The organism is Lacibacter luteus, assembly GCF_004118265.1.
GTDB classification, from domain to species: domain Bacteria; phylum Bacteroidota; class Bacteroidia; order Chitinophagales; family Chitinophagaceae; genus Lacibacter; species Lacibacter luteus.
In genome coordinates this window covers 452,007-468,823 of record NZ_SDHW01000003.1, presented here as the reverse complement: position 1 = coordinate 468,823, position 16,817 = coordinate 452,007, and the positions used below count along the sequence as shown (strand labels likewise).

General features: G+C 40.3%; 12 protein-coding genes. 3 read left to right on the top strand and 9 right to left on the bottom strand.

All coding sequences use genetic code 11. The features are described 5' to 3' along the window. Positions 1–59: 59 nt before the first annotated feature. The 7 genes from ESA94_RS13045 to ESA94_RS13015 form a co-directional block, all read right to left on the bottom strand. On the bottom strand, positions 60–698 hold the full coding sequence (locus ESA94_RS13045) for a hypothetical protein (RefSeq protein WP_129131343.1): 639 nt from the start codon (positions 696–698) through the stop codon (positions 60–62). 24 nt (positions 699–722) lie between these two features. Continuing rightward, positions 723–1,022: a 2TM domain-containing protein gene (locus ESA94_RS13040; RefSeq protein ID WP_129131342.1), complete on the bottom strand. Its 300-nt coding sequence runs from the start codon at positions 1,020–1,022 to the stop codon at positions 723–725. A gap of 33 nt (positions 1,023–1,055) precedes the next feature. Beyond that, entirely contained in the window at positions 1,056–1,580 is a 525-nt protein-coding gene (locus ESA94_RS13035; protein ID WP_129131341.1) for a DUF2269 family protein, read from the bottom strand. Beyond that, on the bottom strand, positions 1,558–3,807 hold the full coding sequence (locus ESA94_RS13030; RefSeq protein ID WP_129131340.1) for a TonB-dependent receptor: 2,250 nt from the start codon (positions 3,805–3,807) through the stop codon (positions 1,558–1,560). Before ESA94_RS13030 ends, ESA94_RS13035 begins: the two co-directional genes overlap by 23 nt. Positions 3,808–3,920: 113 nt before the next feature. After that, positions 3,921–5,651, bottom strand: a complete 1,731-nt coding sequence (locus ESA94_RS13025; protein WP_129131339.1) for a T9SS type A sorting domain-containing protein — start codon at positions 5,649–5,651, stop codon at positions 3,921–3,923. 335 nt (positions 5,652–5,986) lie between these two features. Further along, the gene (locus ESA94_RS13020) at positions 5,987–6,466 is read right to left on the bottom strand and encodes a YcxB family protein (RefSeq protein ID WP_129131338.1); all 480 of its coding nucleotides are present in this window, start codon (positions 6,464–6,466) and stop codon (positions 5,987–5,989) included. Between the two features lie 28 nt (positions 6,467–6,494). Beyond that, positions 6,495–7,844, bottom strand: a complete 1,350-nt coding sequence (locus ESA94_RS13015; RefSeq protein WP_164972738.1) for an alkaline phosphatase D family protein — start codon at positions 7,842–7,844, stop codon at positions 6,495–6,497. Positions 7,845–7,907: 63 nt separating this feature from the next. On the opposite strand from ESA94_RS13015, the gene ESA94_RS13010 reads away from it, so the two are divergent. Continuing rightward, positions 7,908–8,987, top strand: coding sequence for a hypothetical protein (locus ESA94_RS13010; protein WP_129131336.1), 1,080 nt, complete (start codon positions 7,908–7,910; stop codon positions 8,985–8,987). Further along, positions 8,947–11,376, top strand: a complete 2,430-nt coding sequence (locus tag ESA94_RS13005; RefSeq protein WP_129131335.1) for a hypothetical protein — start codon at positions 8,947–8,949, stop codon at positions 11,374–11,376. Before ESA94_RS13010 ends, ESA94_RS13005 begins: the two co-directional genes overlap by 41 nt. Before the next feature lie 49 nt (positions 11,377–11,425). On the opposite strand, the gene ESA94_RS21755 is transcribed toward ESA94_RS13005, so the two are convergent. Both ESA94_RS21755 and ESA94_RS13000 read right to left on the bottom strand, forming a co-directional pair. Further along, complete coding sequence (locus tag ESA94_RS21755) at positions 11,426–11,551, bottom strand: hypothetical protein (RefSeq protein ID WP_262708034.1); 126 nt, start codon at positions 11,549–11,551, stop codon at positions 11,426–11,428. 685 nt (positions 11,552–12,236) lie between these two features. Further along, entirely contained in the window at positions 12,237–15,614 is a 3,378-nt protein-coding gene (locus tag ESA94_RS13000) for a vitamin B12-dependent ribonucleotide reductase (RefSeq protein ID WP_129131334.1), read from the bottom strand. A gap of 418 nt (positions 15,615–16,032) precedes the next feature. Here ESA94_RS13000 and ESA94_RS12995 point away from each other — a divergent pair, with 418 nt between their 5' ends. Next, positions 16,033–16,788, top strand: coding sequence for a geranylgeranylglyceryl/heptaprenylglyceryl phosphate synthase (locus ESA94_RS12995; protein ID WP_129131333.1), 756 nt, complete (start codon positions 16,033–16,035; stop codon positions 16,786–16,788). Positions 16,789–16,817: the final 29 nt, after the last annotated feature.

The following is a 16,817-nucleotide window of genomic DNA, read 5'->3' as shown; positions in this document are numbered from 1 at the left end:
GTTGTTTAAACTTCAAAAATAAGATAGTCCCGAAGTGTAACCTCCGGGACTAATACACATTATTTACACGCAGCGTATGCCTGGGCATTTTGCTCTTTACCCCAATTAGGATGAAGTACTGATGCAGGTTTAAATGTTTCGAATCGTTTGGTTGCTTCTTCAAACACCGGTTTTGCATTTCCACAACCACCACCAAATTGTTCTGGAGTACGACTGATGCCTTGTGCCTCCCACATATAAGGGCGTGGGTTGTTCGGATCAAGCTTTTTCGATAATGCGGTGTTCTCTGCAATGATTGCACCGTACTGCATGTAACGGCTCATCGGGTCAACCATCATTTTTACAGTAGCGATCATTGCTTTTACCAACGCTATTTCCGAATTGTTTTTTTCCAGCTCTTCTGCTTTGGCAAGAAACGCAGTTGCTTTATCGCCCAGCACATCGTTTTGTTTGGGATCGTTTACCATAAACGCATGCCACACCTGTGCAACTGCTGCATAGTAATAAGGTAACCATTGTGTTTTTTCTGCATTGCCAATACGTTCAAATGCATTTACCACATCGAGCATAGCATCGGCAGTTTTTGCTTCGCCCATTGCCTGCAGATTTTTTGCCATAGCACCGGTATAGCGTTCGCTTTGTGCACTTACAGCAAAAACGATGTTTACAAAAAGGATCGCAAGAAGTATCTTCTTCATGTGTTTTGTTTTGATGATGAAAGTTTATTGTTTGTTTTTCAGTTTATCATATTCCCGCTCTACACTGTTTTCGCCCGTAGTAATATAAGCGCCGGCAAAATGAAAGGCCAGCCCTATTCCCCAACCGATCGTTGACCATAAAGGCCAGGGTATGCGACCATGATAATTAGAGGGGCCATTGATAGCCCACATTGCCCATAAAAATGCATTTACAATTACATAGGTTACAAGATGACGTTTGAAGGCAACCCGCTTTTGTGCAAGCTCCCACAGTTTTTTGTCTTTGTCGTCGTTTGCATCGGAGATGCGTTGAAAGTTACTCATGTTAGATAAAGTTGAATGGTAATGAAATTTATTTTATGCAGCCAAAGGACTTAACAATGGCCATTTTAAAATCATAAATAAAAATGCAAGCAATGGTGTCAGCACCGATAACAAGCCCCAGAACTCCCATTGCTTCATCAGTTTTTTAAACTCATCGTTTGTGTAACTATTGTTACTGATGCTTTGTGTGAGGTAGTTTTTCATTTTGGTTTGCAACGGCCCAACCTTTGCCATAAAGATGATTCCTGATAAGGTAAACAAAACGATCGACCAGAATATCCAACCGGTGCTCAACATAGGAATGCCTCCTTTTACTGCAGCCATGATGCCCGCAATTGTAATTACAACAACACCGGGAAGCGTAAAGATTCTATCAGCTGCAATTATACCGTTTACTGTATGCTGCAGATAACCGGTATTTGCAGTTCGATAAGCCCACTTCATCCAGAACAATCCAATAACGATGTTTCCCAAAAAGGCTACAACGGCCAGCAGGTGAATTATTTTAAACAACAGGTACATCATATCGTTTGTATTAAAGATTATTGTTGATCGCATCTTCACTTCTGTCTACTCCAAAACTGATAAATGCACCAATGAAAATAAACATGCGGGATGGTGGCACCAGTTCTGTTTTGCGCATTCCATTACCGGAATAATTATAACCGTACACCTGTTTTATATTAAAGATGTTGCTTACACTCAGCACATACACTGCAAATGTTTTTGCATTGGTTTTACCAATCGAAGGCAGATAGTTCAATGCAAAACTTACGTTGTGATAATCGGGAATACGTCCCTTATCTGCAAAGAATGTTTTGTTGGTATTACCATCGTACTGGATATTGTAATACGGCCTTCCGCTTGCATAGTTGTACGATAAATTGAAATTAGTCTTCAACTTTGTAACAAATTTTTTCATTACCAATGAAGCCGTATGTTTTGCCGCAAAATTTGGTGTAATGGCTGTAGGAAAGTTTAAGAAATCACGTTTGGTATCGAGAAAAGAATACGAGATCCAGTAATCAAGATTCTTTACATTCTTTTTATCTCTCCAGAACAATTCGAAGCCACTTGCTTCACCAAAGCCTTTGTTACTGCTGCCAACTTCACGACCGTTTATGCTTTGTGTTTTAATAAGGTTATCGTACTGCTTGTAAAATGCTTCTACACGAAATGTGGTGGCACTTGTTGTTTTCTGAAACTGTGCAATGTAATGTGTTGCTTTCATAAACGTTAACGGGTTAACAGCAGGTTGGTAACGCAGTTCAGGATTTTGATAAAAGATGCCATATGCCAATGAAGCCTGGCTTTCTTTACCCAGTTTGTATGCAAGCGATGCACGTGGTGCAAGATTCGTTTTATTTAAGTAAGCAGAATGCTCGGCTCTTGCTCCCAGTTTTGCTGCAAGTTTGTTGGTGAGGTACACATCCTGTTCTGCAAACAAAGAATATACATTCTCAATCAAACGTGATTTAAAGATCATTCCATTGTATGCTGTGAACTTATTTTTATCGTCGCTGTGATTGAACTCTGATCCAAAACGAAGTGTATTCAATCCTCTGAATTTCTTTTCCAACACCAATCGTGCATTGGCATAAAAACCTTTATTGTTTACATCAAACTGTTTGTATTCCAAACCGGTGAGCAACACATCGTTCTTATTTGCATCCTGCATACCAAAAGCAATATCATCTTTATTGGTAGAAACAGAAACACCGGCATTCAACTTCCACTTATTCTTTAAATTCTCTTTCCAGCTAAGGTTATGGTACATGTTGCCATTGGTTAACCCAAACCGATCTTTATACCCCATTGAATCGAGGCTGTTTTGACGAAAGCCCAAACTGTTTGTGAGATAAAAACCATAGTACTTCAACATACCATTCTTCGATGTTTTAATACGGAAGTTGGCATCGATATTATGAGCAGTTGGTGCTTTACTGTAATCCTGCTGCTGTTTAATTACGGCAAATGCTGCAGTAAGATTTGTATAACCGTAGTTAATACCCCAAGATGCAGATTTTTGTTTATTGAGTTTTTGAAAACCTGCTCCCACACCAATTACCGATACGTTTAAACTGGCCGATGATTGTTCGGGCAAATCAATTGACTCCAGTATCAATGCAGAAGATAAAGCCTGACCATACAAAGCGCTGTAACCACCCGTGCTGAAAACTGTTCCCTTAAAAATGAACGGCGAAAAACGTCCACGTTGTGCAATGCCCGGCACACTGCTGAAAAAGAAATTGTTCACCAACGTACCATCAATAAATGTTTTTGTTTCGGCAGCAGTACCGCCACGAACAAATAAGCCTTCACTCTCACCTACCTGTTGTGCACCGGGTAATGTTTTCAACGCACCTGTAACGTCGCCATTAGCACTGGCTGTTGTAACAATATCAATGGAAGAAAGCACTGCAGCTGCACGTTTGCGATCGCTTGCTTCAAACGATCCTGCTGTAATTACTACTGCACTCATTTCGGTTATTTCTTCTTTTAACAGAACGGGAATAGTAAGTTCTCCACCTTTTAATTCAACAGGAATCTCAAGCGGTTTAAACCCGATTGCAGTAATCACCAATACCTGGTTGCTTTTATCAAATGCTTTGAACTTAAACCGCCCCAACGAATCGGCAGTTGCACCATCGTACGAGTCTTTAATGGCGATAGATGCACCCGGCACAGGTTTCTTTTTATTGTCAAGAACAGTTCCACTGATATTGGTTTGGCTCCAACTCTGGAAAGTGATGATAAGGCTGATGAGTAAGGTTAAGGTCTTCATTTCTTATAAATAAGACACAAACATAAACTGATTTATTTTATAAACCAAATTTAATACATAAAAAATTTCCGGGCCTTGAAAGACCCGGATTTTGTTTATAAATGGCCCGTAGATTACTTTTTGAGTATTTGCTTGTTGATGGTTTCTCCATTGCACTGTATGCGGAGATAATAATACCCGGCTTTTAAATGCCCAATGCTCAGTTCCTGCAAAACACTGTTTACAGCGCCATTAAAAGAGGCGGTTGTTTTCCCGTTCATATCAATTACTTCATAACTGATTTCCTTACCCTGCCATGCAACAGGTAATGAAACAGAAACCTTATTTACAACGGGATTAGGATAAGTTGTAACAGCTGTAGAACTATTCGTTGACTCGATTTTTAAAACACGAACTTCCGAATACTCATACTTTCCTTTCTCATCTTCAGAACGAATCCGGTAATACAGATTTGAAGTATTCGCTTTTCTAACCAGGTCTTTAAACTTATACATTACGTTCTCGTTCATCCCCGTTTTTGAAAACACAATACCGGCCTCCCGGAAATTGACGGCATCGGTACTGCGTTCAATAATGAATTGACTCGCTGTAGAATTTTCCGGAACAGACCAGTTTAATTCAGCATATTCGTTTTTTTGCTGTACCGAAAATTCGTTGAGTTGCAATGTTAACACCGCCATTAAATAACTGCCCATTGTACAAGTACGTCCTAATGTAGTTGGCGTAAGAAAGGCATTCATGTACATTCGGATTCCATTAATGGAACTATAGCTTGTTGTGGATGTAAATTCATGATTACCGATATAAAAAATAAGTCCGCCTGCTTGTGTTGAACTGTTTCTTTTAGCAACACTTGCGCCTACAGGTGTTGGCGATGCCACTGTGCCGCCAGATGCATGAACATGTGCATTGTTCTGATAGGAGCTGCCCGAAGCGAGTACCCAGTTACGTACACTTCCACTTTGTGCAATATCAAACTCCGCCTGGTACTGCGAATATGCAAGATCGGGATTAGGATAAACTGTAGAAGAAGCTGCAATAGCTGTATTTACTTTTGATATGCCATTGGTTGTGTGAAAATGACCCGATGTGCTGTTTTCATAACTCAAAACAGCTTCACATTGTGCTAAAAAATTGCCGCCATAGCTGGTGAATATGCGAACAGCATTTGCATAAGTACTGTTCATTGATGTTGCATCAATATGAGGTTCGCTTGCAAACGTATAGCATTTACTAACAAGATCGGTTGCAGATCCAATAGCATAGTTTGCTGATGGTATTGCACACTTTGTCATGTACCCTGTGTGTACAGCAGTATTTGCACCATCATTTAATATAACTCCTTTAGGAATAAAACCTGTAAGATCATAACGGATGTCGACATTTGAAGATGCCAATGTTAATTTATAAACGGCAGGTCTGTCTGTACCAGTAAGTCCATTGCTTGTGTAAAACGATTGAATTTTTGCAGCCACTCCTGTTGTGTCCGCAGCTGCAATTACAAACGGGCCTGCAAGAAAATTATAAACAGAAGGGATTGCTGTTGTAGTTGGCAATAACCTTGTTGCAGTTCCTGAAAAGTCGGTACCATCTTTTGTCTTACCTGCTTTAATTGCCCACTTAACTTTTACAGCATTGTTCAGTAAGTGCATAATAAGACCGTAACTTTTTAAATTAAAATAACCCGAGGAATTAAGTTGCAGTGTATTATCCATTGGAATAACATAACTCCCTGCTGCAAGGGTTTGAAGATTGGCCACAGGAGCCGGTAAATCTTTTGAGCTTTGCGCCTGTGTAAAAAAAACTACAGGAAAAAGCGTGCAAACGAGTACAACTGTTTTCATACAATCTCTTTTAGGTACGGGTAGAAAAGCAGAATTTGATTTGTGATCAAACCCCAAAAAATAAACCAATAAGTGCCGTGAATTACTGTTGAAGAAAGCGAGGGAACTTGTACTTTTTCACAGACGGATGATTGTTTTGTTTTCTAGGGGTATCTACTTAACTCACCACAAACATAATACGTAGGATTTACGAATGCAATACTTTTTCGGATTTTTCCGATGCAAAAAACTCGTAATATCCCTATGTGAAAACCCTAAAAATTTGATTTACAGTAAGTACTGAATAATAATATTCCGGTTTATTGAAGGAAAAAAAATTGAGTTAAGTTCAAAAACTACTTCTGCCCTATCTTATCCCGCAACAAAACACGGGCATTGTGCGTATCGTCGTCGTTAACAAAAGCATCTTTTGGAATGAGGAAGAACGACCGGTCGTCGATATACAGATGAAAGAAATTAGGCGTTTCAATAAAGTATTTAAATGAGTTGTAATTCCAGTTCTTACTTCCGTTGTTGTTCTCGATATGCATGTAGGTATCCAAAAAAGTAAGATTAAAAGCATCTTTAAACGTTTTGGCTCTGTTATACACGGTAAGTGGCAGAATAAACCAAAAAGAGATCATTAATGCAAACCACAAAAAAGAGCTGAGTAAAAATGCAACCGGTGTGATTTTTTTCCAGAAGAACATGGCAGCTGCAAATAAAGCAAACACGTTTACAAAAATGATGAGCAAACGAATTTCCTTTTTGGAAATAAAATGATACCGTAGTGCCTGTATTACTTTGCTGCGGTTATATGTAAAAGAAATGTTCATGCCTGTTCTGTTTAATAAGCCTGCAAATTTACCGGTTATACTTCAGATCGCTCTCGTTTACACTCCACTCTCCCAGTTTTTCTCCTTTTACACCAAAAAATTCAACTGTAAGTTTTCGTTTACCCTTTTCGCCGGTAAAGCTAAGCTTACCATAATTCTGCTTTTCATCAATACCAATTACACGATACGGATTGTTTTTTTCCGGTCCGCTGAATGTATGTGTGCCCGCTGTTAATGGAGAAATGGTGATATCGTACAAAGGATATGCAGATGCTCTGTTTACTTTTATTACTTCGCTATGATGCCGGTCGCCACTCATGAACAATACACCGGGAATTTTATTGTCTTCAAGAAAACCCATTACATCATAATATTCAACCGGGCAGTTCAATAATTTATCAAAAGGCGATGCAGGATTAAGCACCTGGCTTCCGTTTGCAATAATCTTAAACGTTGCTTTACTGTAGAGTAAGGAATTCTTCAACCAATCTATCTGCTGCTTACCCCACATTTGTTTATCGGGGTTTGGTTTTCCGTTTACAGAGTCCTTCATATTATCAGCACTTCTCCACCAACGATCATCCATAATAAAAATATCAACATCGCCATAACTGATCGTGGTGTAAATACCTTTATCGTTAAACCCATAGCTGGGATTTAACCAATAGTTCATAAATACTTCACGGGAAATATTTTTCAGAATGTAGTTTACACCAATATCATTAGGGCCATAATCATGATCATCCCACATGGCATAATGCGAAGTTGATTTCCAGAATTTCTGCATTACCGGTGCAGCCCTGTTATCGCTTGCACGGTTCCATAAACCCCATGCGTCGTAGTAATCTACTTCACGAGTGTACCAGTTATCGCCCATCCAAAACATAAAGGCTGCTTTTTCTTTCGCCATTGTTTCAAAAATAGACGAGTCGCCGCCGTAAGGTTTGCCGGGTCTGTCAACAGGAGGTTCGTTGATGTACGCACAGGATCCTGTTAAGAACGCAAAGTCGGGAGCGGGTTTACGCCATTGCCAGAGTTCTTTTGTAGTGAACGTGCCGTCCGATTTCATTGGTTTGATGTTACCGGTATTGTTAATACGAAACCGATACTCGTAAGTTGTGTTTGGTTCAAGATCTACCGCATCAAACTGTAAAGGGCCAAACCATTGATCGACGCTTGTTTCTTTAATAACACGTTTTGCTGTTGCTAACTCTCCTTTTTTCCAATACCAAAAATCGGCACTGCTGCCGGGTACTACTTCTATCCATAATTTAGCGGTGCGTAATTCAACCGGGCCAAGCATGGGGCCGCTTACCAACTGAGCCTTTGCAGTAACAGCAATAAAAATCAGTACAGGCAGGTATGCCAAACGAAACATGCTTCTCCTATTTTCGCACATAATTTTAATTTATTGGAACGCTGCAATGTAACAAATGTTTGGATGAAACGGGTTTGCCGCTACTGCATTCCTGTTATCTGCTTATTAATTTTTATAAGCAGTTGCAGGCAGCAACCGCAACGTTTTGTTGAACGTGGCTTTTATTATTGGAAAAGCAAACTGCTACTCGGCAGCACTGAGTTAAACAGCTTGCAACAATTACAGGTGCAGCAACTGTATGTAAAATATTTTGATGTTACAGTTGCAAGCGATGGTAATGGTTCCGCACCGGTAGCAAGGTTAACAGCAGACAGCTTAACATTAGTACAGCTAAAAAATAAAAACATTGCAATTGTGCCTGTTGTTTTTATTACTAATGAAACATTGCAGCAAAGCGACTCGGCTGCACTTCGCTCATTGGCTAAAAACATTACTGTACTTCTAACCAACATCAGCAAGCAACTTACAACCGAACATTACAGCGAACTCCAGATCGATTGCGACTGGACACAAGCAACAAAGGCTGCCTATTTTTTTCTGCTGCAACAGATAAAGAGCCAGATGCAATCATCCGTACTTTTTAAAAACAGTTTACTGTCTGCAACAATACGTTTGCACCAGGTGAAATTCAGCAGCCGAACAGGTATACCTCCTGTTGATAAAGGTTTGCTGATGTGTTACAATATGGGCAATCTTAAAAATCCGGCTACCGGCAATTCCATTATTGAAGTGGAGGAGTTAAAAAAGTATCTCAGCGGTTTAAGCAGTTATCCTTTAAAGTTAGATGTGGCGCTGCCTTTATTCGAATGGTCGGTATTGTTCCGCAACAATCAATTTAAAGGAATCGTACAAACTGTTGACCCGTCAACTTTAAGCAGCAGCATTTGCACTAAACAGAATAACCGGTATCGTTTTTTGGTTGATACAAGCATCAGCAACATTCAATTCTACAAAGGCGATGTATTGCGTTATGAAGAAAGCAGCAGTGCCGCTATTAAAGAAACAGCCGGTTATGTTTCAAAGCATCTTTCGTCCATCAACCAACAAACACGCATCTTATTATATCATCTCGATCCATTACTTTTATCTAAACACCCAACACATGAACTGGAAGCTTTGTATAGCCGTTTTCATCAGCAGTAGCATTCTTTGCTTTCCGCAAAATTTAATTGGTTGCGGACCAAGCGAAGACCCATATGATTACTATACAAGTTTCTTTTCGCAAAAGCTGCAGACCGATGAAACCTATCGTCCATTTTATTATACAGGTTATCGTTTTTTATATGATGAAGCTGAACCACTCTCAACTAAAGAAGTAACAAGCGCCGAGTGGGTTGCCTACACAGGTAATACAGCTTCTCAAAAAGAGGTGCAGGATTTTGTATTGAAGTACAGTTACAAACAACTTGCAGCAATCTATAATCATCTTGAAAAGAAACAACCGCTTACCGTTGCCGATTCAGTAAAACGAAACAGCATTACTAAATGGTTCATGCAATCGAAAGACCTTGAAGCGTTGGGTTATTTACTGTATGCAAAACAAGTAGAGCCTTTTGTTACAGGCGATGAAAACCCCTGGGAAGATCTTACACGGGACAGTGTAAAAATGCAACGCTTAATTAAAAGCGGTATTCAATTATGGACTGCTGCTAAAACCGATTTCATTAAACTACGTTATGGCTACCAGGTTACAAGGCTTGCACATTATACAGAACAATACAAAAACTGCATCAGTTATTACAACAGCTACATAGCAACCAATACTACCAAAAGTGAATTGCATAGTTTATCGCAGGCATTGTATGCAGGTGCATTATTGCGTACAGGCAAAAGGGAAGAAGCTGCTTACCGCTTTGCTCAACTCTGTGCCGATAATGCTGTTAAACGAAGAAGTAATTACATCAGTTTTATATTCAGTACCGAAAACAACGAAGATGAGCCTGGTATTTCAAAAGAAGCCGTGTTGAAGTACTGCAAAACAAATAAAGAGAAAGCAAATGTTATTGCTGTTTATGCATTGAACAGCACAGCCGATGATCTGCTGCACCTGCAAAGTATTTATCAGCTCGATCCTTCGTCTCCAATGCTTGAGCTGCTTACAACCCGTGAAGTAAATAAGCTGGAAGAAAAATACCTGCATCCATCTATACAAAAACTGAAAGGCGAAAAGATCATGTACTCGTGGAGTTTGTTTGGATGGGATGCTGATAAACCAAACTACGATAGCCTTTATGCTGCAAGCGAACAGCAGGCAAAACAAATGATGAAGTTCTGCCATAATGTTGCAGGCAATGCTGCTGTTACAAATAAAGCTTTGTTTGAAGTTGCTGCGGCATATATCGCCTACATGAGTAAAGATTTAAAACAGGCAACTACTTATCTGCAATCGGCAAAACAATTGCCACTTACAGATAAAGTAAAAGATCAATGGATGCTCACCAACCTGTTGGTACAAATCAATCAAAAAGGAAAGCTTGACGCTGCATTTGAAGCAGGCATTTTACCTTCCGTTCAATGGCTGGAAACAAAAGCAAAACAGGATGAAGAATGGAAGAAATTCTACCGCAATCTGTTTTCGGAAATTATTGCAGTGCAATACGAAAAACAAAACGAACCACATAAAGCAGCATTGGCATTGGGTTGTGCAGATAAGATCATGTATGTGAAATACGATGGATACGAAGATTATGGTTACTGGAGTTACAGCTCGTTATCGTATCTGCGCACTAAACTAAAAGGAAAAGAGATTGAAACATTATACCAGCTCGTTACTTCCTCCGCAAAAACAGCCTGGGAAAAATTTATGGTCGATAACAACAGCTATACAAAAGATGAAGTAGCCGATGTTGCCGGCACTGCTTACCTGCGTGAGCAAAACTGGAACAATGCCGAACGATGGCTGAAACAGGTTAGCAGCAGTTATTATAAAAAAGACCCTTACAAAACCTACCTTGCTGCAAACCCTTTTGCCGATCTGTTGTACGATACACATGCACCTACCAAACAGGACACTGTTGTTTACAACAAGTTGCAGTACGTTCAAAAAATGAATGGGCTGGTGCAGCAAAGTACAACCGGAACAAACGAACAAAAGGCAAAAGCATTTTATCAGTTGGCAAACGGATTGTATCAAGCAAGCTACTGGGGCAACAGCTGGTTGCTGCAGGAATATGGCTGGAGTGGTAACGACGGACTTACCGGCTTAACGCAAAAAGAGGCCTGGAAAAAAGAGTATTATGGTGTTTTTGCAGCAGAGCAATATTATTTAAAGGCAAAAGAATTAACTGCAGATAAAAGCTTCCAGGCAAGATGTTTATTTATGGCTGCAAAATGTTCGCAAAAGCAAATGATAGTGCCCGACTATAATGCCTATCCCGATTACGATCAATACGAAAAAGCAAATGAGCAGTATGCGAAAGACATACAACGGAATAAATATTTTCCGGAGCTGATCAAAAACTACAAACAAACAAAAACCTATAACGAGGTATTTAACTCCTGTGTGTATTTAAAAGATTATGTAACAAACTAAAAAAGCATTCTCAAAAAGAAGCCCCCGCAATTGCGGGGGCTTCTTTTTATTATCTTACACGCATACACTTGCGATACGTTCCGTTTGCGGCTTCATAGGGTGTAAGTGTTCTGCTACAGCTGCTCAGATAAACGATACTTAACAGCAATACCGAATAGACGATTGCTTTCTTCATTGGTACGGATTTGTTTCGGTTTAAAAATACTTGTTTGCAATGCTTCGGCCAACAGCCTATTCAATATCTTTTTACAAATAAGAGTATTCTCTCATAAAACAACTGCAAATAGAAATTATACGTTGTAGAATTACTCCTTATTTTTTCAGCATCTACTGATTTTATTTCAGCAACTGAAAACAGAAACGCTCCGGGGAACCGGAGCGTTTATTATAGGAACCTCTGTTGAGATTAGTTATTGAGAAAACGGATACTTCAATCATACATCAATAATCCAACTTTTAGAAAAACTACCGTTTTAGATATGCAATAATCGCTTTTTACTTTGTCAAAAAAATAGGTCTGAATAAATTGTGAATTCTAATTTCTTATCGAAAAAAAGAACTTGTTTATAATGGTTGAGATCACTACTTTCACTAAACAAAAATGGAGATCTTACATAAATGAATGTAAGTCCCCATTTCAAGACAAGATGTAAGGTTTCTTACTCAGCTAATGAGACTTTTCACCAAACCGATTGATCTGATCAATTGTTCATCTTGTTTTCTTTGCCGGCAACCAAGTGCGAATTGAATCCGACAAGACATTGACCCTGCCATTAAAGGCGGGGTTTTTTATTATTTTATTTCTAAGTTTTAATTAAGGCCTTTCACCCTTTCCGTGAAAGGCCTTAATTATTTTATCATTAACTGCAACCCATACTGTTACCACAGTTTAAGCACTTGTAACAAGTACCGCTTCTGATGGTGATGTGTCCACAAGTGTTACAAGCCGGTGCATCACTTTGCATGCTCTTCGCTGCAAGATTCATTGCATCCAATCCTGTTTCAACTTTTGATGGCTGAGTTGTTGCCACACGTTGTGCTTTTTGTACCGGTGCTGTGCTTGGTGCTGCAGCTACAACACGAACATCACTTAATTCCGGTGTTTTTTTTTCATACTCAAGACCGGTAGGAATATCATCCCAGTCATCAGTACCGGTATTATCAATATCCGGTTTATCTAAAACATGTACCAGGTCTGTACGGCCTAAGTATTCGTATGCCAAACAACGGAACACAAAGTCAACAATTGAAGTTGTTGTTTTAATATTCGGATGGTCTACCATACCGCTTGGTTCAAACTTGGTAAACACAAATTTCTCTGCAAACTCTTCTAACGGAACACCGTATTGCAGGCCAACAGAAATAGCAATTGCAAAGCTGTTCATCAAACTACGCAAAGTGCTGCCTTCTTTTGCAAGATCAACAAAGATTTCACCAAGAGTTCCATCGTTGTATTCGCCTGTGCGTAAGAAAATAGCCTGGCCGTTGATCTTTGCTTTTTGTGTAAAGCCACGGCGTTTAGCAGGTAAAGTTCTGCGTTCAACAATGCGTGCCAGTTGACGTTTCAGTTTTGTATCGGGCGATGCCTGTACACGTTTGTTCAGCTCTTCCAGCAACTCTTCAACTGTAAGTTTGGCCATGTCAACAATAACAGGACCATCCATCACTGCAGGAGCTGTTTCTTCTGCGGCTACCGTTGTTGAATCTTTTTTCTTCTTATCGCTTTTTGTACTTAAAGGTTGGCTCAGCTTCGATCCGTCACGATACAATGCACAAGCTTTCAAACCAAGCTTCCAGCTTTCGTAATACGCTTCTGCAATTTCTTCAACCTTTGCTTCGTTGGGCAGGTTGATGGTTTTAGAAATTGCACCGCTTAAGAATGGTTGTGCAGCCGCCATCATACGAATGTGGCCGCTGTGGTGAATGTAACGTTCGCCTTTTTTACCGCATTTGTTTGCACAATCAAATACAGGATAGTGTTCCAGTTTTAAGAAAGGAGCACCTTCCATCGTCATTGTACCACAGATGTAATCGTTTGCTTCTTCAACCTGCTCATCTGTAAAGCCGAGTGCTTCGAGTAAGCTCCATTCAAAATCGTTGTACTGCTCGGGAGTAAAGCCAAGGCGTTGTAAACATTCTTCACCTAATGTGAATTTGTTGAATACAAACCCGATTTCAAAAGCAGAAAGCATTGCAGCATCCAGCTTTTTAATTTCTTCTGCAATAAATCCTTTTTCGCTTAACGATTGTGGGTTGATGTGCGGTGCACCATTTAATGAAGCCGCACCAACAGCATATTTTACAATTGCATCAATTTCTTTTTCGCTGTAACCGAGTTTTACCAATGCAGTTGGTACAGACTGGTTAATGATTTTGAAATAACCACCACCACTCAGTTTTTTAAACTTCACCAATGCAAAGTCGGGTTCAACACCGGTAGTATCGCAATCCATTACTAACCCAATTGTTCCTGTTGGAGCAATTACAGTTGTTTGTGCATTACGGTAACCATATTTTTCACCTTGTGCTACAGCATCGTCCCAGCTTTTGCAGGCACTCTTCAGTAAATAATCAGGGCAATACTGTGCTTTGATACCTTGTGGTTTAATGCTTAAACCAACATATGCTTCCTCTGCATCGTAAGCAGCAGCACGGTGGTTACGCATTACACGCAACATATCTTCTGCATTTTCTTCGTAACGTGGAAATGCACCAAGGAACGAAGCCATTTCTGCAGATGTTTTGTAAGAGATCCCCGTCATGATAGCAGTTAATGCACCGGCAATACCACGTGCTTCTTCACTATCGTAAGGAATACCCATTACCATCAACATCGAACCAAGGTTGGCATAGCCCAACCCAAGTGTACGATAGTCGTAAGATAATTGTGCAACATCTTTCGAAGGGAATTGCGCCATCAATACAGAAACTTCCAATACAACTGTCCACAAACGGCAGATGTATTCAAAGCCTTCCACATCGAATGTTTGTGTTGCCTCATCGAACAAACGACGAAGATTTACAGAAGCAAGATTACATGCTGTATTATCTAAGAACATGTATTCGCTGCAAGGGTTACTTGCATTGATGCGTCCGCCTTTGGGAGATGTGTGCCATTCGTTAATGGTTGTATCATACTGTGTACCGGGGTCAGCACAACGCCATGCAGCGTAAGCAATCTGGTTCCATACTTCCTGCGAAGGAATTTTTTTCATGGTACGACCATCGGTACGTGCTTTCAATTCCCAGTCTTCGCCTTTTTCTAATTTTTCGAAAAATTCGTTGGGTATACGAACAGAGTTGTTCGAGTTTTGTCCGCTTACTGTGCGGTATGCTTCACCTTCGTAATCGTGGCTGTAACCTGCATTGATCAATGCACCTACTTTCTTTTCTTCTTCCACTTTCCAGTTGATGAAGTCCATGATCTCTGGATGATCTAAATCGAGACAAACCATTTTCGCTGCACGACGTGTAGTACCACCGCTTTTAATAGCACCTGCAGCACGGTCGCCAATTTTGAGGAAGCTCATTAAACCACTTGATGTACCACCGCCGCTCAGTTTTTCGCCTTCGCCACGAATGGTAGAAAAGTTGGTACCTACACCCGAACCATATTTAAAGATCCTTGCTTCACGCACCCACAAATCCATAATACCACCATCGTTCACCAAATCATCGCTAACGCTGAGGATAAAGCAGGCATGTGGCTGAGGACGTTCGTATGCCGAAGTTGATTTCTTTAACTGTCCATCGTTGGCATCAACAAAGTAGTGGCCCTGCGGCTTTCCTTTAATGCCATAGCTTTCGTACAAACCACTGTTAAACCATTGCGGACTGTTAGGTACGCAAACCTGGTTCAATATGCTGTACACAAGTTCTTCGTAAAAAACCTGTGCATCATTTTCGCTTGCAAAATATCCGTAGCGTTCGCCCCACACACGCCAGCAATTCGCCATACGATGCGCTACTTGTTTCGATGATGTTTCTCTACCCAATGTTCCATCCGGCTGCGGCACACCTGCCTTACGGAAATATTTCTGTGCCAGGATATCGGTTGCTATCTGACTCCAGTGTTTGGGAACCTCAACATTGTTCATTTCAAAAACCACCTCACCTGTCGGATTACGAATCACAGATGTACGGTAGTCATACTCAAACAAATCGAAGGGCGAAACACCTTCTTTTGTAAACCGGCGGCTAAACTGAAGCCCCTGTTCCATTTTCTTTTTGCTGGCCATAATGAACTGTAAGTTTTGTGGGTTAGTAGTTGGGTTAAGAAATCGCTAAACGACAGAATACGAAAATATTTTTTCAAGTAATACAGACAAAGGGGTAAATATGCACAGCTTGTGGAAATCGGCTCAAACTCAATATGGGCGTGATTTTCGGTGTGGATATTGAGTTTTCAACCACCCTTTTTTAAAATGAGCAGAAAAAAGTCTTTGCGGTTAGCAAATAAATCCCATAGCCTTGTTTTTGCTGCATTACAGGGCGTTATTAACCGAAAGTTAAACTAACGCTTTGCTGTAAGCGCAGATTTTTAAGCCGGCAATCAGGCCGGTATAACAGGCGCATTTAAACCCATACAGATAAATAGAAGGGTTTCTGAAAAAGCTGAACATTTTTTTGCATTTTTGCACCTATAGCTGAGCATTAATGAATCAATACCTCTATACGCAGTTACTGGAAAAAAAGCAGAAAGGACAAAAATCGTTTGCTGTTTTAATTGATCCCGATAAAGTAAATCCGTTGGCCGTTGAACAACTGGTGAAACTTTCTGTGGATGCTGGTGTCGATTATTTTTTTGTGGGTGGAAGCCTTGTTATTTCGAACCGGTTAGATGAAGTGGTGCAACAACTAAAAGCAAGCTGCGATATTCCGGTTATTCTTTTCCCGGGCAGTCCTTCACAGATCAGCAAATATGCCGATGGTTTATTGTACCTCTCGTTAATATCGGGTCGCAATCCGGAGTTGTTAATTGGTCAGCATGTAATTTCTGCTCCTTTTGTTAAGCAAAGCGGTCTCGAAATAATTTCTACCGGTTATATGGTGGTTGATGGTGGCGCTCCTACTACCGTGTCGTACATCAGTAATGCCACTCCTCTCCCTTCCGATAAAAATGAAATTGCCATGTGTACTGCAATGGCCGGCGAAATGCTGGGCATGAAAGTAATTTATATGGATGCCGGCAGTGGTGCCAAACGTGCCATCAGCGAAAGCATGATACAGGCAGTGGCTCAACAAATTGAAGCTCCTCTTATTATTGGCGGCGGTATTACCGATCCAGAAAAAGCATATCGCAACTGTAAAGCAGGTGCCGATGTAATTGTTATTGGCAATGCTATAGAGAAAAACGCCACACTTATAAAGGAAATGGCAGCAGCTATACATAGTGTGCCGGTTAAAGCATAATTTCTCCGCTTCTTTATTATTTTTACCCG

Coding starts and splice junctions, on each gene's coding strand:
- ESA94_RS13045 (WP_129131343.1), bottom strand. CDS start 698: ATGAAGAAGATACTTCTTGCGATCCTTTTTGTAAACATCGTTTTTGCT.
- ESA94_RS13040 (WP_129131342.1), bottom strand. CDS start 1,022: ATGAGTAACTTTCAACGCATCTCCGATGCAAACGACGACAAAGACAAA.
- ESA94_RS13035 (WP_129131341.1), bottom strand. CDS start 1,580: ATGCGATCAACAATAATCTTTAATACAAACGATATGATGTACCTGTTG.
- ESA94_RS13030 (WP_129131340.1), bottom strand. CDS start 3,807: ATGAAGACCTTAACCTTACTCATCAGCCTTATCATCACTTTCCAGAGT.
- ESA94_RS13025 (WP_129131339.1), bottom strand. CDS start 5,651: ATGAAAACAGTTGTACTCGTTTGCACGCTTTTTCCTGTAGTTTTTTTT.
- ESA94_RS13020 (WP_129131338.1), bottom strand. CDS start 6,466: ATGAACATTTCTTTTACATATAACCGCAGCAAAGTAATACAGGCACTA.
- ESA94_RS13015 (WP_164972738.1), bottom strand. CDS start 7,844: ATGTTTCGTTTGGCATACCTGCCTGTACTGATTTTTATTGCTGTTACT.
- ESA94_RS13010 (WP_129131336.1), top strand. CDS start 7,908: ATGAAACGGGTTTGCCGCTACTGCATTCCTGTTATCTGCTTATTAATT.
- ESA94_RS13005 (WP_129131335.1), top strand. CDS start 8,947: ATGAACTGGAAGCTTTGTATAGCCGTTTTCATCAGCAGTAGCATTCTT.
- ESA94_RS21755 (WP_262708034.1), bottom strand. CDS start 11,551: ATGAAGAAAGCAATCGTCTATTCGGTATTGCTGTTAAGTATCGTTTAT.
- ESA94_RS13000 (WP_129131334.1), bottom strand. CDS start 15,614: ATGGCCAGCAAAAAGAAAATGGAACAGGGGCTTCAGTTTAGCCGCCGG.
- ESA94_RS12995 (WP_129131333.1), top strand. CDS start 16,033: ATGAATCAATACCTCTATACGCAGTTACTGGAAAAAAAGCAGAAAGGA.